Origin of the sequence: Shumkonia mesophila (genome assembly GCF_026163695.1) — a bacterium.
Lineage (GTDB): Bacteria > Pseudomonadota > Alphaproteobacteria > Rhodospirillales > Shumkoniaceae > Shumkonia > Shumkonia mesophila.
The window spans coordinates 208,320-229,399 of record NZ_JAOTID010000006.1; the positions used below are offsets into that span (position 1 = coordinate 208,320).

The following is a 21,080-nucleotide window of genomic DNA, read 5'->3' on the forward strand; positions in this document are numbered from 1 at the left end:
ACCTCAGGCCGCCCAGGGGCAGCCGCCCTCCTGACCGCAGGTCGCGCAGGGCGCCGCCGGGGCGGCCTTTTCGTTGCCGGAACTGACGCGGGGCGCCATGATGGCCTTGGCCACGTCGCCATTGCCGCATTGCGGGCAGCGAAGCTCTCCGGCTTTCGCCTTGGCCTCGTACTCGCCGCCCGAGGCGAACCATTCGTCGAATACGTGGCCCTTGGCGCAGCGCAGGCTGAAGACGATCATCGTGGACTTCCTTGCAGGTCAGAATGCGCCGGGAATGTAAGGCGAGAAGACCGCCAAAGCAACCGCTCGGCATTCCCTCTCTGCCCCTTGGGGGCGGAGGGCCGGGGTGAGGTGGGGATTTCCAGAAGCGTCGAGAACCACCTCTCCCTCCCGCGCCTGCGGCGCGGGCCCCTCCCTCTCCCCCGAAGGCGGAGAGGGAAAATGGGTGCTCACCGCTCGTTGGAAGGCTCGCCGGCCTCTTCGGCCTTGGCGTTCTCCTCAGCGATGGCGGTCCTGACCTCGTCCATGTCGAGGTCCTTGACCCGGGCGATCACCTGTTCCAGCGTCGATTCCGGCAGCGCGCCGGCCTGATTGAACAGCAGCACCTTCTCGCGGAAGATGGCCAGCGTCGGAATCGAGCGGATGCCGAACTGCGCCGCGATCTCCTGCTCGGCCTCGGTATCCACCTTGGCGAAGATGACGTCGGGGTGCTTTTCCGAAACCTTTTCGAAAACCGGCCCGAAGGTCCGGCAGGGCTGGCACCAGTCCGCCCAGAAATCGATGAGAACGATGTCGTTCTCCAGGATGGTGTTCTCGAAATTCTCGGCAGTCATGGCAATCGTCGCCATACGTCTCTCCTGTCTGAGTTCGGACGGATTGACATTTCCTTCGCCGCCGGAAGCGCCAAGCCGCCGGCCGGCCGGTTTGCGACGCGCATCATCAATCAACGCCCATCCATAGGCATTTTTCAAACTTAAGAAGGCCGTCGTGCAAAAGCAAACATCAACGCCACAGCGGTCTCAAAAAGTCCGCCGTGCCAGGAGCGCCCGCGGGGTGGATTGCCGGCCGCCCCCGCCTATATGATGCCGAACGACCGGGCAAGCCCGCTTGGGAGAAAGCATGCCGCGCATCACCGCCGTCTATCGCGTCGCCAGCACCGCCCGGGACATCGAGGCCCGGGCCCGGGCCATCGCCGTCGAGCAGAGCGTCGAGATGCCGCTCTCCGCCATCGCCGACAAGGCCGTGCTGGCCGACATCGTCGGCGCCGTCGAGGGGATCGAGGAGATCGGCGACGGCGCCTTCCGGGTGCGGATCGGCTTGGCCGTCGCCACCACCGGGCCGGAGCCCGGCCAGTTGATCAACATGCTGTTCGGCAACACCTCGATCCACGACGACGTCGCGCTGGAAGATGCCATCCTTCCGCCCGACGTCACCGCCGCCTTCGGCGGGCCGAACCTCGGGCTGGCCGGCCTCAGGGCGCGTTGCGGTGCCGCCACGCGGGCCATGACCTGCTCGGCCTTGAAGCCCCAGGGCCTGGCGCCCGAGGGCTTGGCCCGGCTTGCCGCCCGCATGGCCGAGGGCGGCATCGACTTCATCAAGGACGACCACGGCCTGGCCGACCAGGCCTATAGCCCCTACCCCCTTCGGGTGGCGGCGGTGGCCGCCGCCGTGCGCGCCGTGGGCGGGCCGACCCGCTATCTGCCCAGCCTGTCGGGACACCTGGAGAGCATGCGCGCCCAAGTCCGCCTGGCCTTGGACGAGGGACTGGACGGCGTGCTGGTGACGCCGATGATCGCTGGACTGTCCACCTTCCACGCGCTGACCCGCGAATTTCCCGAGGTCGCCTTCATGACCCATCCGGCGATGGCCGGGGCGGCCGGCATCGCGCCCCCCTTCCTGCTGGGCACGCTGTTTCGCCTCTTGGGGGCCGACGCCACCGTCTTTCCCAACCACGGCGGCCGCTTCGGCTATTCCCCGGAAACCTGCCGGGATTTGGCCGGGGCCGCCCGTCGGCCGTGGCCGGGAGTCAGGCCCTGCGTGCCGGTGCCGGCCGGCGGCATGACGCTGGACCGGGTCGACGAAATCCTCGATTTCTATGGAAACGACACCATGTTGCTGATCGGCGGCAACCTGCTGGCGGCGGGCGACGGGCTGGCCGCCGGGGCCACCGCTTTCACCCGCCGGGTCGCCCGCCACGCCGGCACCTAGGATAGGGACGCCCATGGATTCAAAGACCGCCGTTCGCGAAGCGTTGGCCGGCTGCCGCTGGCAGGATGTCGACGTGCTGGCCTACAAGGAGAATGGCGCCGCTCCCTTCAAGGCGATCACCCGCCAGGTGCTGTTCGCCGAGCCGGAACTCGCCTGCGAGCTGCGCTATTTCGAGATGGCGGCCGGCGGCCATTCGACGCTGGAGCGCCACGAGCACGCCCACGGCGTGATGATCCTGAGGGGTCACGGCACCTGCCTGGTCGGCGGCCAGGTGCGCGCGGTGAAGGCGCACGACCTGGTGGCCATCCCGCCGATGGCCTGGCACCAGTTCCGGGCAAGTGCCGGAGAGCCGATGGGCTTCCTCTGCATGGTCAACGCGAAACGCGATAAGCCGCAGCTGCCGACGGCCGAGGACCTGGCCGCGTTGAGGCGCGACCCCGCGGTGGCCACCTTTCTCGACGGCCAATTCCGGTGACAGGCATAGTGCCCTTTTAAATCGTCATGGCCGGACTTGTTCCGGCCATCCACGCCTTTCTTTCGGTGCTTGTGAAGACGTGGATGCCCGCATCAAGTGCGGGCATGACGAAAAAAGCATCTGTCGCCACATTATGGCCCCCTTGCCCCGATGGCCGGGCGGATTCATGATGCGCCGGCCCATTGCATCACCGGATGACCGCCATGCCCGATACCCCTGCCCCGCTCACCTACTCCGACGCCCACATCCGCGAGGTGCTGGCCGGCGTTTCGACCATCGCCATGGTCGGCTATTCGGCCCACCCCAACCGGCCCAGCTATTTCGTCGCCCGCTATCTGCGCGAGAAGGGTTTCAAGGTCATCCCGGTCAACCCCGGGCTGGCCGGCCAGATGGTCGACGGCGAGGCGGTCTACGGCAGCCTGGCCGACATTCCCGAGCCCTTCGACATGGTCGATATCTTCCGCAATTCGAAGGCCGCCGGGCCGATTACCGATGAAGCCATCGCCCTTGCTCCCGCCAAGGGCATCCGCGTGGTGTGGATGCAGCTTTCCGTGCGCAACGACGCGGCGGCGGCGAAGGCCGAGGCCGCCGGGCTCACCGTCGTCATGGACCGCTGCCCCAAGATCGAATACGGGCGCCTGGGCGGCGAACTGTCGTGGGGCGGCGTCAATTCCGGCATCGTCTCGGCCCGCGCCCGCCACGCCCCCGGCCGCGAGGGCGGCGCCCGCAGGCCGGCCGGCGCCGGCACCGGCTGGAAGACCCCCCTGCACGGCTTCGAGACGCGGGCGATCCACGCCGGCGCCAGCCCCGACCCCACCACCGGGGCGCGCGTGACGCCGATCTTCCAGAACACCGCCTATGTGTTCGACGATGTCGATCACGCCGCCAGCCTGTTCAACCTGCACACCTTCGGCTTCATCTATTCGCGGCTGAACAATCCGACCGTCAGCGTGCTGGAGGAACGCCTGGCCAGCCTGGAGGGCGGGCGGGCCGCCGTCTGCGCCGCCTCGGGCCACGCCGCGCAGTTCCTGACCTTCTTCACCCTGCTGGAGCCGGGCGACGAGTTCGTGGCCAGCCGCAATCTTTACGGCGGGACCCTCACCCAGTTCGGCCTGTCCTTCAAGAAACTGGGCTGGACCTGCCATTTCGTCGACCCCGCCGAGCCCGAGAACTTCCGCCGCGCCATCACGCCCAGGACCAAGGGCATCTTTCTGGAGGTGCTGGCCAACCCCGGCGGCGTCATCGTCGACATCGAGGGTGTGGCGGCCATCGCGCACGAGGCCGGCATCCCGCTGATCGTCGACAACACGCTGGCCACGCCGTACCTCTGCCGGCCCTTCGAGTGGGGGGCCGACATCGTCGTCCATTCGACCACCAAGTTCCTGTCGGGGCACGGCAACGCGCTGGGCGGCGCGGTCATCGAATCGGGACGCTTCGACTGGGCGCAGAACGACAAGTTCCCGTCGCTGGCCCAGCCCGAGCCGGCCTATCACGGCCTCACCTTCTACGAGACCTTCGGCGACTTTGCCTTCACCACCAAGGCCCGCGCCGTGGCCTTGCGCGACTTCGGCCCGACGATGGCGCCGATGAACGCGTTTTTGACGATCACCGGCATCGAGACCCTGGCGCTGCGCATGGAGCGCCATGTCGAGAACGCCAGGCGCGTCGCCGAATTCCTGGACGGGCACCCGCAGGTGGCGTGGGTGTCCTATGCCGGGCTCCCCGCCTCGCCCTACCGCGGGCTGGCCGACAAGTACCTGCCCAAGGGGCCGGGCAGCGTCTTCACCTTCGGCGTCAAGGGCGGCTTCGCGGCGGGCGTCAAGGTGGTCGAGACGGTGGAGCTGTTCAGCCATCTGGCCAACATCGGCGACACCCGCTCGCTGATCCTCCATCCGGCCAGCACCACGCACCGCCAGTTGACCGACGAACAGCGCGTCGCCGCCGGGGCGGGACCGGACGTCATCCGCCTCTCGATCGGCCTCGAATCGGCCGAGGACATCATCGCCGACCTGGACAGGGCGTTGACGGCGGCCGGCTAGGCTGGCCTCAGCGCACGATCCGCCAGGAGCCGTCGGCCTGCAGGCAGGCGGTGCCGTAGCCGGGCTGGGCGGCGCCGCCGACGCTCACCGTCGTCTGGTACTCGCGGCAGGTGCGGCCGGCGGCATCGGTGTAGACGGGCGAGGCCGGCACCGCGGAAACCGGCGGCGACACATAGGCGACCTGCGGCGGCGGCGCGTAGACGATCTGCGGCGCCGGCTCGCGGTAGACCACCACGGGCGGCGGCGCGTAGCGGTAGACCACCACGGGCGGCGGCCGATGGTAGACGTAGGGCGGGCCGAAATAGAAGCTCACCCCGGAGCGATAGCGCGGCCCGTCGTCCCAGTGACGATAATGACGATGGTGGTGGCCCCAGCCGTCGGCCTGGGCGGGCGCGGGGGCCGCCGCGACCAGCGCGAACCCGAGAACGGCGGCACCGGCAAGAACGAATTTCATCATGATCCACCTCTTGCGAGCCCCGGCGGACGTCCGCCGTCTCCATCGAGGCGATCATTCCATCGCCAAAAGATGGCGCCATTATGACATCGATACCGCCGGACGGGCGGTGCGCTCAGTCGTGCGGGGGCGGGGTTTTCGCCATGCTCGCCGGCCCGGTCGTGCCCCCGGCCAGCACCGTGGCGCCATGGGCGCGCCCGCGCCGGACGAGAATGGCGCCGGGCAGCCCCGCCAGCAACTCTTCGGCGCCGGGAACGCTTTCCCCCTCCCGGCGGATCAGCGACAGTTGGCCGAACGGGCGGACCACCCGTTCGGTCAGGACGGCCCCGACATAGAGCCGCGCAAGGCGCCCTCCGGCCTCGACGCGGAACATCGTCGGCCACAGGCGCAGCACCTGGCGCGCCGCCTCGGGACGGGACGGGTCGGTGCGGATCATGGTGAGGACCGGGGCGCGTCCCTTGTGCAGGCGCGCCAGGGCCGGAAGATAGGCCGCCGGGGTTCGACCGTAGACGAAGCCCGAGGCCGAGGCGATGCTCCAGGATGGCGGCATCTGCCAGCCGTCGGCCACCAGCTCGCGGGCCAGGCGGGCGGGCGGGCCGACCCATTGCAGGACCAAAGGCTCCTCGCTGCCGCCGGCCAGCTCGATGCGGCGCGCCGGCAGGCGCCGCCAGTCGCGGGTCCGCCATTCCGCCTCGGCCAGCACGACCGCCGCCGGACGCGGCGCATAGTGGGCGAGGCTGGTGTGGTAATTGACAAAGACATGACCGCCGCCCACCCCGGCCAGGGTGACGACGAACAGGGCGGCCAGCCAGCGGCGGCCGATCTTCTCGGTGTACTCGGCGCCGAAAACGAAGGCGAAAACGGCCGCCATCGCCGCGCCGAACAGCAGCCCGGCCAGGACGTCGGACATCCAGTGGGCCCCCAGATAGACCCGGGAGAAGGCCATCAGCGTGACATAGGCGGCGGAGAATGAAACCGCCAAGGCCTGGATCCAGCGCGGCCGGTCGTGGGCGGCGAGCACGGTGACGACGCCGATGAGAACGGTGTTGATGGCGGCGTGACCGCTGGGAAAGCTGAAGCGATCGGCGCCGGCGTAGAGCAGTTCGACCGGACGGCTGTGCTGGAACACCAGCTTGAAGAGGGTGACGAAGAGGGCGGTGCCGGCGACCGCGATCAGCAGCCCCACCGCCGGCCCCCAGGCCCGCCGCCACAGCAGGTAGACGGTAACGACCAGGGTGCAGGCGACCATGACCACGCCGTCGCCCAGCATGGTGACGAAGACCATGGCCTGATCCACCCAGGCGGTGCGCAGCCCGGCGAACAGGTTCAGCAGCGACTGGTCGGCGAGCGCCAGCGGCGCGTCGGTTTCCGTTTCGCCGGCGACATACAAAAAGGCCGGCACGGCAATGAGCAGCAGCAGCGCGGAGGCCATCATGCCCGTCGAGCGCGGATGGGATGGATCGAAGGTGTGGGCCGTCCATTGCGCCAGCCGGCCCGGCCGGCGGCGACACCAGGCGACAACGGCGGCATGGCGGCCGGCGAACAAGGGCAGGAAGATCTGAACCAGCCAGCGCCCCGCCGCCACCGCCAGGAAAACGATGAGCAGCAGCCCGCCGATGACGACGGCGAGCCGGCCGCTGACCTCGCCAAGCAGCCCCAGCAAGGCCCCGGTGGTGATGCCCGGTATGAGATGGGCGAGCGCCCAGGCAATGCCGGAAAGGACGTTGATGACGGTGAAGCGCAGCGGCGTCATGCCGGCCATGCCGGCGATACCGGGAATGACCGCCTTGACCCCCGGCACGAAGCGCCCGAAACAGATGCTCATGCCGCCGTATTTGCGGAAGAAATCCTCGCCGCGCGCCACCAGGGCCGGATAGCGGGCCAGCGGCCACGAACGTTTCAGGCGGTCGCGCCAGATGTAGCCGATCCAATAGGAAACCTGGTCGCCCAGGACGGCCCCGGCGCCGATCCACGCCAGCATCGGCCAGAACGACAGCTTGCCCAGCCCGACCAGCGTGCCCACCGCCACCAGCGGCACCGTGCTCGGCACGAACAGGCCGACGATCAAGAGCGCCTCGCCCATGGCGATCAGGAAGGCGACGACGCCCGCCAGCTCCGGATGGGCGCTCAGGAAGTCGACCAGGGTCTGCAGAAGCTCGGTCAAGGATGGGCTTTCCGGTTGGCGCCAGGGGCACGCACAAAAATCGCCGCCAACCATTGCCGCGCGCCAATGCTTTTGGCAAGCGGCGAAACTGCCTTTGCCCGCTTCCGCGCCGGGCCGCTTGCGGATAGGCTGTCTGCCGCCGGCAGCAAGGGAAGGAAAACGCCATGCAAACCATCGACGGCGCGGGCCGTCCGAGAGCAGAGACCGAACCCGCCGTCACCCCGCAGGGCTTCATGGCGGCGGTGACGCTGTTCCTGGTCTGCCAGCTGGCCGGCGAAACGCTGGTCCGCTCGCTGGGCGTCGCGCTGCCGCATTTCGCCTTTCCCGGCCCGGTCGCCGGCATGGCCATCCTGTTTTGCTGGCTGGTCATCCGCGCCCGCATCGATCCCGCTGTCGGCGCCGCTTCCAACGGCATCCTCCGTAACCTCTCGCTGCTGTTCGTGCCGGCGGCGGTGGGCATCGTGCAGTATGGCAACGTCATCGCCGATTTCGGCCTGGCCCTCATCGTCGCGCTGATCCTTTCCACGGTCGCCACCCTGATCGTCACCGTCATCGTCTTCGTGTGGGTGGCAAGGCGTACCGGCACGGGAGGCGAAAATGCGGCCTGAGGTCACCGAAATCTGGGTCTATCTTTCCGAATCGCCGCTGCTGTGGCTGACCGTGACGCTGATCGCCTATGTCGGCGCCGAGCGGGTGTCGGTGCACTTCCGGCGCAACCCGCTGGCCAACCCGGTGATCATCGCCGCCACCCTGCTGGTCGGACTCCTGGTCGTCACCAAAACCCCCTATGGCGCCTATTTCGACGGCGCCCAGTTCGTCCACTTCCTGCTCGGCCCGGCCACGGTGGCCTTGGCCGTGCCGCTCTATCGCAACATCGGCACCGTCAAGAAATCGCTGCTGCCGATGGCCGCGGCGCTGCTCGCCGGTTCGGTGACAGCGGCGGTGAGCGCGGTCGCCATCGCCTGGGCCTTGGGGGCGCCGCCCGCGGTGCTGGCCTCGTTGGCCCCGAAATCGGCGACGGCACCGATCGCCATGGAACTGGCCCGCAACCTGGGCGGCATCGCGTCGCTCGCCGCCGTGCTGGTGATCCTCACCGGCATCATCGGCGCCGTGGTGGTGACGCCCCTGATGAACGGGCTCGGCATCACCGACTTCGCGGCGCGCGGTTTCGCCGCCGGCGTCGCCTCGCACGGCATCGGCACCGCCCGGGCCTTTCAGGTCAGCGAATTGGCCGGCACCTTTGCCGGCATCGCCATGGGGCTCAACGGCGCCCTGACCAGCCTGATCGTGCTGCTGTGGATCGTGCTGGCGGGATAGCCGGGCGGAAGAAAATGTGAAAAAGTCGTCATCCCCGGACTTGTTCCGGGGATCCACGTCTTTCTTCTTCCCGTCGGCCCGGAGTCGTGGATGGCCGTGACAAGCACGGCCATGACGACCTTAAAGAGGGCAAGGAGATCACCCCGGGGGTTGCGCCGGCGGCGCCGGGCCGGCATCATCCGGGCGCGACCCCTTGTCCCAGGAGCCCCATGCAGACTTTTCTCGAAGCCCTTCTCCTCGGCGTCGTCGAGGGCCTGACCGAATTCCTCCCCGTTTCCTCGACCGCGCACCTGATGCTGGTGGGCGACATGCTGGGATTCGAAGGCCCCCCCGGCAAGACCTTCGAGATCGTCATCCAGCTGGGCGCCATCCTGGCGGTCTGCCTGGTCTACTGGCGCCGGCTGTGGGGCGCCACCGTCGGCATCCCGACCGACCCCCGGGCCCGCGCCTTCGTGCGCAACGTGATCCTGGCTTTCCTGCCCTCGATGGTGGCCGGGGCCCTGCTCTACAAGTATTTCCAGCAGATGCTGGGCGCCCCGATGGTGGCGGCCGTCGCCCTGGTCGTCGGCGGCGTCGCCATCCTCGTCATCGAGCGCATGGCCAAGCGGGTTAGGGTTTCCGAGGTCGAGGACTTCACGCCCCGCCTGGCGCTGGCCATCGGGCTCTGCCAGCTGGTTTCGATGATCCCGGGCGTTTCGCGCGCCGGGGCCACCATCATGGGCGCCCTGGTGCTGGGCGTCGAGCGCCGGGCCGCCGCCGAGTTCTCGTTCTTCCTGGCCATTCCCACCATGCTGGGCGCCACCGTCTATTCGCTCTACAAGAACTGGGAGACGACGTCGTTTGACGGCGGTGCCGTGATCGCGGTGGGATTCGTCGCCGCCTTCTTCGCCGCGCTGATCGTGGTCAAAGCCTTCGTCGCCTTCGTCGGCCGCCACGGCTTCGCGCCGTTCGCGTGGTACCGCATCGTCTTCGGCGGCCTGATGATCGCCCTGCTGCTGATGCGCTGAATACGCTTTAAAATCGTCATGGCCGCACTTGTTGCGGCCATCCACGTCTTTCGTTCCCGCACCGCCGAAGTCGTGGATGCCCGGATCAAGTCCGGGCATGACGAAGGGAGGAGAAGACGGTGCCCCTTCCTACCCCTTTTTCGCGCCTTGATCCCTAAAAGGGGGATTCCCATGTGCGCTCCATTCGCCGGCCCCCGGCCGGCCCAATAATGGGAGCGCTTCGATCATGACACTGACAGGAACCGGCCGCCTCGCGGCCGCCATCGGACTATGTCTTGCCGCCGGCGCGGCGGACGCCGCCGGGACGGCGGCCATCCACATGGGACCGGCGGTCAAGGTCGGCCAAGGGACGGCCCGCACCATGGTCGTCGAGGGCAAGGAAGGCCAGCCGGCCTCGGTCGCCGTCGTCATCTCGGAAAAGGCGCTGGAAGGGCTGCCCGCGGGACACAGCGGCGGCCATGACTCCTTCATCAGCGAACTGCCGATGCCGGCGAAGGGACCGAAGACCGGATACGACCACGCGACGCTGGATTGGAACCCCACCGGCCACGCGCCGGCCGGCATCTACACGCCCCCCCATTTCGACGTCCACTTCTACATGATCGACCGCTCCACCCGCGACGCCATCACCTTCAAGGGCGAGGCCGCCGCCGAGGCGGCCAAGGCGCCGGCCGCCGACCTGCTGCCGCCCGGCTACGTGGCGCCCCCGGATACCGCCGTCGAGAAGATGGGCATCCATGCCGTCAATCCGGCGGGGCCGGAGTTCAAGGGCAAGCCGTTCACCGCCACCTTCATCTATGGCTATCACAAGGGCGAGGCCGTCTTCGTCGAACCGATGGTGGCGAAGGCCTTTCTCGAAACCAAGCCGGATGTAACGTTGGCGGTGCCGGCGCCCAAGGCCTACAGCCACCCCGGCTGGTATCCGCGGGGCTATCGCGTGGCCTACGACGCCGGGACCAAGAGCTACGTCGTGGCGATGACCGGCCTCAAGCCCTGGCGGATGGAAGGGGCGCCGATGGCGGCGCGGTGATGTCGAGCGTCAGCGGCGGCGGGGCGGCCAGCGTCTGGAAGACCACGCAGTAGCGCTCGGTCAGTTTGGTCAGCGTGGCGACGCGATCCGGCGGCTCGGCGGTGTCGAGCGAAAACGTCAGCCGGATGGCCTTGAAGCCGACCGGCGACTGCTTGGAAACCCCCAGCGTGCCGGCGAAGTCGAGGTCGCCTTCGGCCATTACCGTTCCGCCCTTGAGATCGAAGGCGAGCGCGGTCGCCACCGCCTTCAGCGTGACGCCGGCGCAGGCGACGAGCGCCTCCAGCAGCATGTCGCCGGAACAGGCCTCGGCCCCGCTGCCCCCGGTGGCGGGATGCAGTCCGGCCTCGACCATGGCACGGCCGGTATCCACCTTGCAGGCGATGCCCTCGCCGTCCAGCGCGCCTTTGGCCCTGAGCGTGATCACCGCCTTGGCCGGATCGGCCCTGTAGGCGTCCTTGAGCGGCGCCTGCAGCGCGCGCAGATCGTCGGCGTTCATGATGGCGGTCTCCCTTTTCCCGGTCCTGAGCCTGCCCGCCATATCGGCAGCCGCGGGCGCCGCGGCAAGTCGTCCTTACGGCTTCTCGCCCACGGTGTCGGCGGCGTAGGCGCCCCGCTGGCCCATTGGCTTCGGCTTTCCCGTCGTGGTGTCGCGCCGGGTTTGGCGCTCGGTCTCGGCGTTGAGTTCGGCCCCCATGATGACGATGAAGGCGCTGAGCCAGAACCACATCATCATGCCGACCACGGCGCCCAGCGACCCATAGGTTTCGTTGTAGCTGCCGAAGTTGCGCACATAGAGCGAAAAGGCGACCGAGGCCGCCAGCCACAGCGCCACGGCGGCAAGGCTGCCGGGCGTCACCCACCGCCACTTGGCGTTCTGACGCGACGGCGCGAAACGATAGAGCATGGCCAGCGTGACGACGAAGACCAGCACGATCACCGCCCAGGTCGAGAGCGGCACCAGCCAGCGGGTGGCGCCGCCAAGATCGAGCAGGCCCAGCGCCACCGGCATGACGACGACGGCCATCACGGCAACGACCCCCAGCAGCACCACGAAGGCGGTGAGCGCGAGCGCGACCAGGTTGACCTTGAGGATGCCCCGGCGCTCCTCCTCGCCATAGGCAATGTTCATGGCGGTCATGAAGGCCTTGGCGCCCTTGGACGCACTCCACAGGGCCAGCACCAGACTGCCGGCGGCGGCCACGCTCAAGGCCCCGGTGCCGCTGCCGGCGACCTTGCCCATCTGCTCGCCCAGGATCGCCTGGACCTCGGCCGGCATGACGGCCGCGGCCGCCTCGAATTGCCGCCGCACCTCGACGGGATCGGAGAGGAGGCCGTAAACGGACACCAGCGCGGCGATGGCGGGAAAAACGCCAAGCAAGCCATAGAAGGCGACTCCGGCGGCAACCAGCCCGACATTGTCACGGCCGATCTGCTCCCAGGCGCGAAGCCCGATGTCGCGCCAGCCCGGCGTGGGGATGGCGTCCGGCCGCTCGCTTTCGCGCCCGCGGCCCCGCTCCCGCCCCTCGTCCTGCCCCTGCTGATTCGCCATCCCGCCCCTCCATGGCCGCCGCCTTCGGGTCGGCCCCAGCCCGCCCGCGGAGAACCTGGGAAGGGACGCTTGGTTCCAAGGCATCGGGGGAGTCGTTGTTTTCCTGCCGCATCGCTATATTGTACGATGCGGCTTGAAACGGACCCGGCCTGTCGCGGCCGTGCGATGGCCCTGCCCAGCCGTCCAAACCCCGCGGGGAGGGGACAAGAATACGATGAGGCGCCGTACTTTCTGGTTGATCCTGGCGACGGCCACCGTGGTGATCGGGGTCGGTGCGCAGCAATATTTTCCCGACTTCCTGCCCTCCGGCCGCAGCGGCCAGTCGGCCAACGCCGCCACCACGCCACGGGTGGAGCGGCCCATCGTCGTCGAGGTTGAGCGGGTTGCCGTTTCGACCGTCGTCGAGGATATTCGCGCGGTGGGCACGCTGCGCCCCAACGAATCGGTGGTGATCGCGCCCGAAATCGCCGGCCGGCTGTCGCGCATCCGCTTCAACGAGGGCGACCGGGTCAAGGCCGGCGACGTGCTGGTCGAGATCGACCCGGTGATCCTGCGCGCCGAGCTCGACAAGGCCCGCTCCGACGTCGCGCTGGCCAAGGCCAATAACGACCGTGCCTCGACGCTGGCCCAGCAGGGCACCGGCACGCTGCGCGCCCGCGACGAGGCGGTGGCGGCGTTCCAGGCCGCCCAGGCCGACCTGGCGCTGGCCGAGGCCCGCCTCGAAAAGGCGACCATCACGGCGCCGCTGTCGGGCGTCATGGGGCTGCGTTCGGTCAGCGTCGGCGCCTACCTGACGCCGGGGACCCCGATCGTCGAGATCGCCGACGTCGATCCGCTGAAGGTCGATTTCCGGGTGCCCGAGTTGCGCGTCGCCAGCCTGCGCCCCGGCCAGACCATCGTGATTGCCGCCGACGCCCTGCCGGGAGCGGCGTTCGAGGGCACGATTTACGCCATCGACCCCACGGTCGACGTCAACGGGCGGGCCATCCGCCTGCGGGCGCGGGTGCCGAACCCGGACCGGCGCCTGTCGCCCGGCCTGTTCGTGCGCCTCCAGATCATCGTCGAGCGGCGCCCCGGCGCCGTGCTGGTGCCGGAATCGGCCGTCTTTGCCGAGGCCGGCAAGACCTTCGTCTATCGCATCGTCGACAACCGCGCCGAGCGCGCCGAAGTGACCCTCGGCCAGCGGCGCCCGGGCGTCGTCGAGGTGCGCAACGGGCTCAGCGGCGAGGATACCGTGGTGACCGCCGGCCACCAGCGGCTGGGCGCCGGCGCCCTGGTCGAGATCGTGGCGGCGAGAAAACCGGACGTCTGAGATGAAGTTCGACTTCTTCATCCGCCGGCCGGTCTTCTCGACGGTGATGAGCCTGCTCATCGTGCTGTGCGGCCTGGTTTCCTACGCCAAGCTGACCGTGCGCGAATACCCCAACATCGACGAGCCGGTGGTCACCGTGCGCACCGATTACGACGGCGCCAGCGCCGAGATCATCGAATCCCAGGTGACGCAGGTTCTCGAAGCCTCGATCGCCGGTATCGAGGGCATCGAGACCATCACGTCGATCAGCCGCGCCGAGGAAAGCCGCATCACCGTGCGCTTCCGGCTGGGCATCGACCCCGACGTCGCCGCCAGCGACGTGCGCGACCGCGTCGGGCGGGTGCGCGGCCGGCTGCCCGACGAGGTCGACGAGCCGGTCATCGCCAAGGTCGAGGCCGACGCCCAGGCCATCATCAACATCGCGCTGACCAGCGACCGCCATAAGCCGGTCGAGATTTCCGACTATGCCGACCGCTACATGCGCGACCGCCTTCAGAACCTGCCGGGCGTTTCGGAGGTGCGCATTTTCGGCGAGCGGCGCTACGCCATGCGCATCTGGATCGACCGCATTCGGCTGGCCGCCTACGAGCTCACGGTGCAGGACGTCGAGAGCGCGCTGCGCGACCAGAACGTCGAGGTACCTTCCGGGCGCATCGAGAGCGTGGACCGCGAATTCACCGTGCTGTCGCGCACCGGGCTGACCACGCCCGAGCAGTTCCGCCGCATCGTGGTCAAGGACGTCAACGGCTTCTCGGTGCAGATCGGCGACCTCGCCCGGGTCGAGCTGGGGCCGGAGGACGAGCGGCGCACCAGCACCTTCAAGGGCCAGACCGCCATCATCCTGGGCATCGTCAAGCAGGCCACCGCCAACCCGCTCGACGTCTCGCTGGCCCTGAGGGACGTGCTGCCGCAACTGGTCAAGGACGTGCCGGAAGGCATGTACGTCCAGGTCAGCTACGACCGCTCGATCTTCATCGAGGAATCGATCAAGGAAGTCTATACGACCATCGCCGAAGCGGTGGTGCTGGTCGTCATCGTCATCTTCCTGTTCCTGCGCACCGTGCGCGCCACCCTCATCCCGCTGGTGACCATCCCGGTGTCGCTCATCGGCTCGTGCGCGCTGATGTACTTCCTGGGCTTCTCGGTCAACACGCTGACGCTCCTGGCCATGGTGCTGGCCATCGGACTGGTGGTCGACGACGCCATCGTCGTGCTGGAAAACATCCACCGCCACATTGAGGACGGCGTGCCCCCGATGCGGGCCGCCATCGTCGGCATCGGCGAGCTTTCGAGCGCGGTGGTGGCGATGACGCTGACGCTGGCTGCCGTCTATGCCCCGGTCGTCTTCTCGCCCGGACGCACCGGCAAGCTGTTCACCGAGTTCGCCCTCACGCTGGCCGGCGCCGTGCTGGTCTCGGGCGCGGTGGCGCTGACGCTGAGCCCGATGATGTGCTCGAAGATGCTGCGCGCCCACGAGCGGCACGGCTGGTTCTACAACCTGCTGGAACGGGGGCTGGATGCGCTCAGCCGCGGCTATCGCGGGGCGCTGGTGGCCAGCCTTCGCGTGCGGCCGCTGATCCTGCTGCTGGTGGTGGTTACGGGGGGCGCGGGGTATTGGCTGTTCGCCAACCTGAAATCCGAGCTGGCGCCGATCGAGGACCGCGGCGTGCTGTTCACCCGCGGCCTGGCGCCCGAGGGATCGACCATCGACTTCACCGACCGCTACGGCAAGGAGCTGCAGGCGCTGCTCAGCGACATCCCCGAGGTCAGGGCCTATTTCGTCATCACCGGCGGCAACGAGGTGACCGAGCTGTTGTCCTTCTCCAGCCTCAAGCCATGGAACGAGCGCGACCGCACGCAGATGGAGATCGCCGCCGAATTGCAGCCCAAGCTGTTGCGCATCGCCGGCGTGCGCGCCTCGGTCAACAATCCCGGCTCCTTCGGCCAGAGCCCGCGCGCCCGGCCGGTCGAATTCGTCATCCAGACCGCCGACGAGTACGCCAAGCTCGAAGAGTACGTGAACCTGGTGCTCAAGGAGGCCAACGCCTATCCGGGGCTGATCAACATCGAAAGCGACCTGGTGCTGAACAAGCCGCAGATCACGGTGGACATCGACCGCGACCGGGTCGCCGACCTGGGCGTCGGCGTGCGCACCGTCGGCCAGACGCTGGAAACCCTGCTGGCCGGGCGCAAGGTGACGCGCTTCAACCGCGCCGGCGAGCAGTACGAGGTCATCGTCCAGGTGGCGCCGGACGACCGGCGCACGCCGGGCGACCTCGACGACATCTACGTGCGCGGCCGTGCCGGCACCATGGTCCAGCTGTCCAACATCGTGCGCGCGACCGAAACGGTGGCGCCCAAGGAGCTGAACCGCTTCAACCAGTTCCGCTCGGCCACCATCAGCGCCAACCTGGCGCCGGGATACGCGGTGGGCGAGGCGCTGGACTTCCTCGAGGCGACCGCCGAACGGGTCCTGCCGGAGGCCGCCCGCTACGACTATGCGGGGGCGTCGCGCGAATTCAAGGACTCGGGGGCCAGCCTCTACTTCATCTTCGTGCTGGCGCTGGCCTTCATCTTCCTGGTGCTGGCCGCCAATTTCGAAAGCTTCGTCGACCCGCTGATCATCCTCTTCACCATTCCGCTGTCGATGACCGGGGCCATGCTGGCGCTCAACCTTTCCGGGGGCACGCTCAACATCTACAGCCAGATCGGGCTGATCACCCTGATCGGACTGATCAGCAAGCACGGCATCCTGATCGTGCAGTTCGCCAACCGCCTGCAGGACGAGGGCCGGCCGATCGGGGAAGCGGTGGTCGAGGCCGCCGCGCTGCGCCTGCGCCCCATCCTGATGACGGCGGGCGCCATGATCTCGGGCGCCATCCCGCTGGCCTTCGCGGCCGGCGCCGGCGCCCAAAGCCGCCAGGAGATCGGCTGGGTGATCGTCGGGGGCATGTCGCTGGGCACCGTGCTGACCCTCTTCGTGGTGCCGACCGCCTATACCCTGATGGCCCGCGACCGCGCCCACGCCCGCGCGCTGGCCGCCGCCGAACCGGCCCCGCACGCCGCCGAGTGAGGCGGCCTCCAGTCCGCGATCAGGGAAGCGCCGTCATGCCCCTGGGCAGCATCGTCACCAGGTCCGGGAAGACGATCAGGATCAGCAGCGCCGCGCACATGACGAAGAAAAACGGCATGGCGCTGCGGACGATCAGGGAAATTTTCTGGCCGGATATCGATTGCAGGACATAAAGATTGAAGCCGACCGGCGGCGTGATCTGGGCGATCTCGATCAGGATCGTCAGGATGATGCCGAACCAGATGCCGTCGAAGCCCATCTTGATGATCAGCGGATAGACGATGGGGAGCGTCAGAACCATCATCGACGCGCCGTCGAACAGGAAGCCCAGGACCAGGTAGATCAGGCACAGGATGGCGAGAACCAGGTATTTGGACAGGTTCGCCGCCGCCAGGATTTCGGCGAGTTCCTGGGGAATCCTGAGGTAGGCGATGGAAGTCGACAGCACGCCGGCAAAGGCCATGACCAAAATGATCATGCTGGTCGTGCGGATCGTCGCGTAGGATGCGTTCATGAAATTCTCGAAGGTCATCCGGCCGTTGATGACCGTGATGGCGATCGCCGCGGCGGCGCCGACGGCGCTGGCCTCGGTCGGCGTCGCCACGCCGCCGTAGATCAGGCCGAACACCAGGCCGATGACAGAAACGACGGGCAGCATGCCGACCGACAGCCTGAAACGCTCGGCCCAGGTGTGCATGCGGTCCGGCCGGGGGGCCACGGACGGGTCGCGCACCGCGCGCAGGGCGATATATCCCATGAACATGAACGACAGCAGCAGCCCCGGGATCAGCCCGGCGACGAACAACTGGCCGATCGACTCAGTCGTGATGGCCCCGTAGATGATCAGGACGATGCTGGGCGGGATAAGCAGCCCCAGCGTGCCGGCGCCGGCGAGCGAGCCGAGCGTGAGGCCTTCGTCGTACCCCATCCTTTTCAGGGCGGGCACGGCGACGGAACCGATGGTCGCGGTCGTCACCGCGCTTGAGCCCGATACGGCGGCGAACAGCGTGCAGGACAGGATGTTGGAGTGCAGCAGGCCCCCGGGGACCTTTTCGACCCACGGGGCGACGGCTTCATAGAGCTTGTTGCTGGCTCCCGAGCAGAACAGCAGCTCGCCCATGAACACGAACAGCGGCAGGCAGACCAGAACGAAATCGGACGACGCGAAAAAGACCGTCTGGGTCACCAACGCCGTGGCGGGATAGGTGGTGAAGAGCGACAGCGCCAGGCAGCCGGTCAGGCCGAGGGCCATGAAAATCCACATGCCGCTCAGGATGAGCGCGAAAAGAATGCCGAGGACTGCCAGCAGAAGAATCACCGGGGACGCGGTGGCGAAGGAGGGAACGAACAGGGCGGCCAGCACGATGCCCGCGAAAAGCAGGCCAAGCGCCGCCAGCGTCCATCCGAGGACGGCGCTTCCCTCTTCCGCCGGCCGATCGCCGGCAAAGACGGCCGCCGCTTCCCGGGCCCGATCCAGCGTCAGGGCGACGAACTGAAGCGCAAAGGTCACCGCGCCGGCGAAGAAGGGGCAATAGGCCCACCACAGGGGGAACCTGAAGATCGTTTCCCCCGTCGCCTTGGTGACGTACTTCTCCACCAGGTCCTGCCAGACGTAGTAGGCGAAGAGCACGAAGAGGACCGTCGCCGCGACATGGACCAGCAGCGCGACTGCGGCCTTCACCCGCGCGGGAGCACATTCGGTGAGAATATCGATCTTGACGTGCCCGTTTTCCTTCAAGGTCCACGCCGTGCCCAGGAAGGACGACGCCAGCAACAGCCACGACGTCATTTCGACGGTAATCAGAAGCGAGGTCCCGAAAGCGGCCCTGGCGACGATTTCGGTAAGGACGAAAACGAGGATCAGGCTATTGGCGCCGATGGCGACATGGGCGGCATAGGTGGAGATCTTGGAGATAAGCTTGCTCATGGATCGACGTCTTGCCCCGTACGCGAATGAGGATGGCAGGCTAAAACGGTATGCCATCAAATGAATCACCATCCTCCTCCTCGTCATTCCCGCGCAAGCGGGAATCCAGACCAACCGGCAATCCTGGACTCCCGCGTTGGCCGTTCCGGCCCGCTTCGCGAACGCGGGAGTGACGAAGAAAGTGCTTCCCTCTGATTGCACAGCGGCCCGAAGGAGGGTGGCGTACGGAGCGGCGGTTCCATCGTCCGCCCCGTACGCCAATACGGCTCTAGTAGATGCCCAGGTCCTTCAGCAAGGGAAGGGATTCCGGCGACAGCTCCGCGATGAACTTGTCATAGAGCGGCTTGCACTTGTCGCGCATCTTCTCGACTTCGCCGGGCTCCGGCCAGACTTCCTGCATGCCGTTGTCGGTCAGCACCTTGAGCAGCTTGGCGGCGTTGGGCTTGTAGTTGTCGAGGCCCCATTGCGTCAGCGCCTTGCCCGAGTCGATCACCGCCGCCTGAAGATCGGGGGAAAGCTTCTTCAGAACCTCGTTGCGGATGCCCAGCGTGTTCTGGTTGGTGCTCATGGTGATGTGGTTCACGTACTTCAGCACTTCCCAGAACCGCGTTTCGGTGGCGCTGATCACGCTGGTGATCGAGGCGTTGACCATGCCGCGCTGGAGCGCGGTGTACAGTTCCGAGGTCGTGATGGTGTAGGGCTTGGCCCCGATGTAATAGAGCGAGTCACCCAGCATGCCGCCCCAACTGCGGATCTTGACGTCCTGCAGATCCTTGAGAGTCTTGAACGGCTTGTTGCTGAAGAACTCGGTGGGGGCCGGCAACCCGACGGCGGCCAGGATCGTCACGTCCCACCGCTTGTTGGTTTCCTTGTTGAGTTCCGGCGTCAGCCGCTCGATCTGCCATTTGATCCCCTTGTCGTAATCGGGATGCAGGAACGGCAGGTTGAGGACGCCGGCCATGGGCAGCTCGCCGTCGACATTGCCGCCCATCCATTCGCTCAGGTCGACCAGCCCCTTCTTCATGGAGCTGAGCGTCACGGTGTTTTTGAATCCCAGGGAGCTGTTGAAGTAGATCTCGATCTTGAGCCGTCCCTGGCTGCGCTTGTGGACCTCCGCCGCGAAGAAGTTCATGGCGTCGGCGATATAGCCCTGCGGGGCGAACGACGAGCTGAGCCGCAGGACCTGCGGGGCTTGGGTTTGGGCCTGGGCTTCGGCCATCGGAACCAGACCGAGGGCTGCGGCGCCAAGCAGGCCGATCAACAATCGCTTCATGGCTAGTTTTCTCCCATTCATTATTGACCACTGTTTTTTTTACGCGCGTCACGTCAGGTGGAAATCAAATCCGCGGGGAATGCCGCCTCAACTGCAATTCCCGGACCATTGCCCCCGCGAAGGTCAGGCGTCGTGCCATTCCAGGCCCAGCAAGGCGAACGGGTCGCCGAAATGCAGCACCGGCTCCTGGCGGATAAGGATCACGTAGGCGTCTTCCGGGGAATGGATGACGTCGAGATCGTCGAACAGGTCGACGATGCGGCAAACCTCCTGTCCTTTCTTCAACATCTCGCCGCCCTGCAGCTTCGAGCGCAGGAAGCCGGCGTGATCGGCGAAGAAAAAGCGCCGCTTCGTGATGACGATCTGCCTGCCGGGTCGCGCCGGCGCCCCCTCGATCATCCCCAGGTGCCGCAGGATGTTGTAGGTTCCCTTCTCGGCGCCGTCGATGGCGTCGTCCATGAACACCGAATCGCCGCCGATCTCGGCCATGAAACCCGGAATGCCCGCCCGCGACGAGGCGGCGCAGATGGAATTGGCGAACCCGCCGGGCAGCTCGCCCGACATGGCGCCAAGATCGACATGGCAATTGGCGTGGGCGCCGAACGCCAGCACGAAGCCTTCCAGCTTTTTGCGGAACTCGCCGCTGAATTCCGGCAGGGTCTTGTAGACCGTGTAGTTCGGCGGCCGGCCGCCATGGAACACCGCGTGGAAGCTGATCATATAGTCGGCATTTGCCTTGATAAGGTTCAGCAGGATGTCGGCGGTGCGTTCCGAGTAGGAACCGTCCGGCCGGCCGGGGAACTGCTGGTCGAGATCCAGACCGTCGAACGGATTGCCCCGGCGCCGGAGCTGGGTGGCCAGCGGGTTGCAGAACGGCACCATGACGATCGCGCCGGCCAGGTCGTCCGGCGACAGGGCGCGGGAGATGTTGCGCATGGCGGCGAAGGCGTTGATCTCCTGGCCGTGAACGGCGCCGTTAAGCCACAGCACCGGCCCGTCCTGGCGCCCATTGATGATCAACACCGGGGTTGTCACCTCGGGGATCAGGGCCATGGACCCGAGCTTCAGGTATCCCTTGCCGACGGAGCCGGGGGCAGCTTTTGCGCTGCCGATTTCGATTGTCCTGTTCATGAGCTGTTTCCTCGACCGTTTTTATGTTTTTTACATGTCGCCGCGGCGGCCGGTCCTGCGCTTGTTCCGATCACCTCGGCATCCGTTTTCCGTCGCGCGACGATGTTCGTCTCCGTCATTT

General features: G+C 67.3%; 18 protein-coding genes. 9 read left to right on the plus strand and 9 right to left on the minus strand.

The window, feature by feature from the left end; all coding sequences use genetic code 11:
- Positions 1-3: 3 nt before the first annotated feature.
- Together ODR01_RS12340 and trxA are read right to left on the minus strand one after the other, a co-directional pair.
- Entirely contained in the window at positions 4-240 is a 237-nt protein-coding gene (locus ODR01_RS12340; protein WP_316977966.1) for a DUF1178 family protein, read from the minus strand.
- A gap of 209 nt (positions 241-449) precedes the next feature.
- On the minus strand, positions 450-848 hold the full coding sequence (gene trxA / locus ODR01_RS12345) for a thioredoxin (RefSeq protein WP_316977967.1): 399 nt from the start codon (positions 846-848) through the stop codon (positions 450-452).
- Between the two features lie 271 nt (positions 849-1,119).
- On the opposite strand from trxA, the gene ODR01_RS12350 reads away from it, so the two are divergent.
- The 3 genes from ODR01_RS12350 (at position 1,120) to ODR01_RS12360 (ending at position 4,722) form a co-directional block, all read left to right on the plus strand.
- Positions 1,120-2,208 carry a RuBisCO large subunit C-terminal-like domain-containing protein gene (locus tag ODR01_RS12350; RefSeq protein WP_316977968.1) on the plus strand — a complete coding sequence of 363 codons (1,089 nt, stop codon included), beginning with the start codon at positions 1,120-1,122 and terminating at the stop codon, positions 2,206-2,208.
- A 13-nt stretch (positions 2,209-2,221) separates the two neighbouring features.
- Entirely contained in the window at positions 2,222-2,683 is a 462-nt protein-coding gene (locus ODR01_RS12355) for a cupin domain-containing protein (protein WP_316977969.1), read from the plus strand.
- A 203-nt stretch (positions 2,684-2,886) separates the two neighbouring features.
- Positions 2,887-4,722, plus strand: a complete 1,836-nt coding sequence (locus ODR01_RS12360) for an O-acetylhomoserine aminocarboxypropyltransferase (protein ID WP_316977970.1) — start codon at positions 2,887-2,889, stop codon at positions 4,720-4,722.
- Between the two features lie 7 nt (positions 4,723-4,729).
- Here the strand turns inward: ODR01_RS12360 and ODR01_RS12365 are convergent, their stop codons facing one another.
- On the minus strand, positions 4,730-5,179 hold the full coding sequence (locus ODR01_RS12365) for a hypothetical protein (protein ID WP_316977971.1): 450 nt from the start codon (positions 5,177-5,179) through the stop codon (positions 4,730-4,732).
- A gap of 112 nt (positions 5,180-5,291) precedes the next feature.
- Positions 5,292-7,340, minus strand: a complete 2,049-nt coding sequence (locus ODR01_RS12370; RefSeq protein WP_316977972.1) for a bifunctional DedA family/phosphatase PAP2 family protein — start codon at positions 7,338-7,340, stop codon at positions 5,292-5,294.
- Positions 7,341-7,504: 164 nt separating this feature from the next.
- Between ODR01_RS12370 and ODR01_RS12375 the strand changes: the two genes are divergently transcribed.
- The 4 genes from ODR01_RS12375 to ODR01_RS12390 all read left to right on the plus strand — a co-directional run bounded on the left by ODR01_RS12375 (position 7,505) and on the right by ODR01_RS12390 (position 10,694).
- Entirely contained in the window at positions 7,505-7,948 is a 444-nt protein-coding gene (locus tag ODR01_RS12375; RefSeq protein WP_316977973.1) for a CidA/LrgA family protein, read from the plus strand.
- The gene (locus ODR01_RS12380) at positions 7,938-8,657 is read left to right on the plus strand and encodes an LrgB family protein (RefSeq protein WP_316977974.1); all 720 of its coding nucleotides are present in this window, start codon (positions 7,938-7,940) and stop codon (positions 8,655-8,657) included. Before ODR01_RS12375 ends, ODR01_RS12380 begins: the two co-directional genes overlap by 11 nt.
- A 209-nt stretch (positions 8,658-8,866) precedes the next feature.
- A complete protein-coding gene (locus ODR01_RS12385) occupies positions 8,867-9,664 on the plus strand; it encodes an undecaprenyl-diphosphate phosphatase (RefSeq protein WP_316977975.1) in 798 nt (265 codons plus the stop codon).
- Between the two features lie 226 nt (positions 9,665-9,890).
- Positions 9,891-10,694, plus strand: coding sequence for a DUF5602 domain-containing protein (locus ODR01_RS12390; RefSeq protein WP_316977976.1), 804 nt, complete (start codon positions 9,891-9,893; stop codon positions 10,692-10,694).
- Here ODR01_RS12390 and ODR01_RS12395 read toward each other — a convergent pair.
- Positions 10,651-11,190 (minus strand): OsmC family protein, encoded by a 540-nt coding sequence (locus ODR01_RS12395; RefSeq protein WP_316977977.1) that lies wholly within the window; start codon positions 11,188-11,190, stop codon positions 10,651-10,653. The two genes, ODR01_RS12390 and ODR01_RS12395, sit on opposite strands and share 44 nt — an antisense overlap.
- Before the next feature lie 75 nt (positions 11,191-11,265).
- A complete protein-coding gene (locus ODR01_RS12400) occupies positions 11,266-12,243 on the minus strand; it encodes a YihY/virulence factor BrkB family protein (protein WP_316977978.1) in 978 nt (325 codons plus the stop codon).
- A 214-nt stretch (positions 12,244-12,457) separates the two neighbouring features.
- On the opposite strand from ODR01_RS12400, the gene ODR01_RS12405 reads away from it, so the two are divergent.
- Positions 12,458-13,555 (plus strand): efflux RND transporter periplasmic adaptor subunit, encoded by a 1,098-nt coding sequence (locus ODR01_RS12405; protein ID WP_316977979.1) that lies wholly within the window; start codon positions 12,458-12,460, stop codon positions 13,553-13,555.
- A 1-nt stretch (position 13,556) separates the two neighbouring features.
- On the plus strand, positions 13,557-16,628 hold the full coding sequence (locus tag ODR01_RS12410) for an efflux RND transporter permease subunit (protein WP_316977980.1): 3,072 nt from the start codon (positions 13,557-13,559) through the stop codon (positions 16,626-16,628).
- A 19-nt stretch (positions 16,629-16,647) separates the two neighbouring features.
- On the opposite strand, the gene ODR01_RS12415 is transcribed toward ODR01_RS12410, so the two are convergent.
- From ODR01_RS12415 to ODR01_RS12425, 3 genes are all read right to left on the minus strand, one after another.
- Positions 16,648-18,555, minus strand: coding sequence for a TRAP transporter large permease (locus ODR01_RS12415; protein ID WP_316977981.1), 1,908 nt, complete (start codon positions 18,553-18,555; stop codon positions 16,648-16,650).
- Positions 18,556-18,823: 268 nt separating this feature from the next.
- Positions 18,824-19,828, minus strand: coding sequence for a TRAP transporter substrate-binding protein (locus tag ODR01_RS12420; protein WP_316977982.1), 1,005 nt, complete (start codon positions 19,826-19,828; stop codon positions 18,824-18,826).
- A 123-nt stretch (positions 19,829-19,951) separates the two neighbouring features.
- Positions 19,952-20,959, minus strand: a complete 1,008-nt coding sequence (locus tag ODR01_RS12425; protein WP_316977983.1) for a M14 family metallopeptidase — start codon at positions 20,957-20,959, stop codon at positions 19,952-19,954.
- Between the last annotated feature and the right edge of the window lie 121 nt (positions 20,960-21,080).

Coding starts and splice junctions, on each gene's coding strand:
- ODR01_RS12415 (WP_316977981.1), bottom strand. CDS start 18,555: ATGAGCAAGCTTATCTCCAAGATCTCCACCTATGCCGCCCATGTCGCC.
- ODR01_RS12360 (WP_316977970.1), top strand. CDS start 2,887: ATGCCCGATACCCCTGCCCCGCTCACCTACTCCGACGCCCACATCCGC.
- ODR01_RS12355 (WP_316977969.1), top strand. CDS start 2,222: ATGGATTCAAAGACCGCCGTTCGCGAAGCGTTGGCCGGCTGCCGCTGG.
- ODR01_RS12400 (WP_316977978.1), bottom strand. CDS start 12,243: ATGGCGAATCAGCAGGGGCAGGACGAGGGGCGGGAGCGGGGCCGCGGG.
- ODR01_RS12395 (WP_316977977.1), bottom strand. CDS start 11,190: ATGAACGCCGACGATCTGCGCGCGCTGCAGGCGCCGCTCAAGGACGCC.
- ODR01_RS12390 (WP_316977976.1), top strand. CDS start 9,891: ATGACACTGACAGGAACCGGCCGCCTCGCGGCCGCCATCGGACTATGT.
- ODR01_RS12340 (WP_316977966.1), bottom strand. CDS start 240: ATGATCGTCTTCAGCCTGCGCTGCGCCAAGGGCCACGTATTCGACGAA.
- ODR01_RS12385 (WP_316977975.1), top strand. CDS start 8,867: ATGCAGACTTTTCTCGAAGCCCTTCTCCTCGGCGTCGTCGAGGGCCTG.
- trxA (WP_316977967.1), bottom strand. CDS start 848: ATGGCGACGATTGCCATGACTGCCGAGAATTTCGAGAACACCATCCTG.
- ODR01_RS12405 (WP_316977979.1), top strand. CDS start 12,458: ATGAGGCGCCGTACTTTCTGGTTGATCCTGGCGACGGCCACCGTGGTG.
- ODR01_RS12350 (WP_316977968.1), top strand. CDS start 1,120: ATGCCGCGCATCACCGCCGTCTATCGCGTCGCCAGCACCGCCCGGGAC.
- ODR01_RS12425 (WP_316977983.1), bottom strand. CDS start 20,959: ATGAACAGGACAATCGAAATCGGCAGCGCAAAAGCTGCCCCCGGCTCC.
- ODR01_RS12410 (WP_316977980.1), top strand. CDS start 13,557: ATGAAGTTCGACTTCTTCATCCGCCGGCCGGTCTTCTCGACGGTGATG.
- ODR01_RS12365 (WP_316977971.1), bottom strand. CDS start 5,179: ATGATGAAATTCGTTCTTGCCGGTGCCGCCGTTCTCGGGTTCGCGCTG.
- ODR01_RS12420 (WP_316977982.1), bottom strand. CDS start 19,828: ATGAAGCGATTGTTGATCGGCCTGCTTGGCGCCGCAGCCCTCGGTCTG.
- ODR01_RS12380 (WP_316977974.1), top strand. CDS start 7,938: ATGCGGCCTGAGGTCACCGAAATCTGGGTCTATCTTTCCGAATCGCCG.
- ODR01_RS12375 (WP_316977973.1), top strand. CDS start 7,505: ATGCAAACCATCGACGGCGCGGGCCGTCCGAGAGCAGAGACCGAACCC.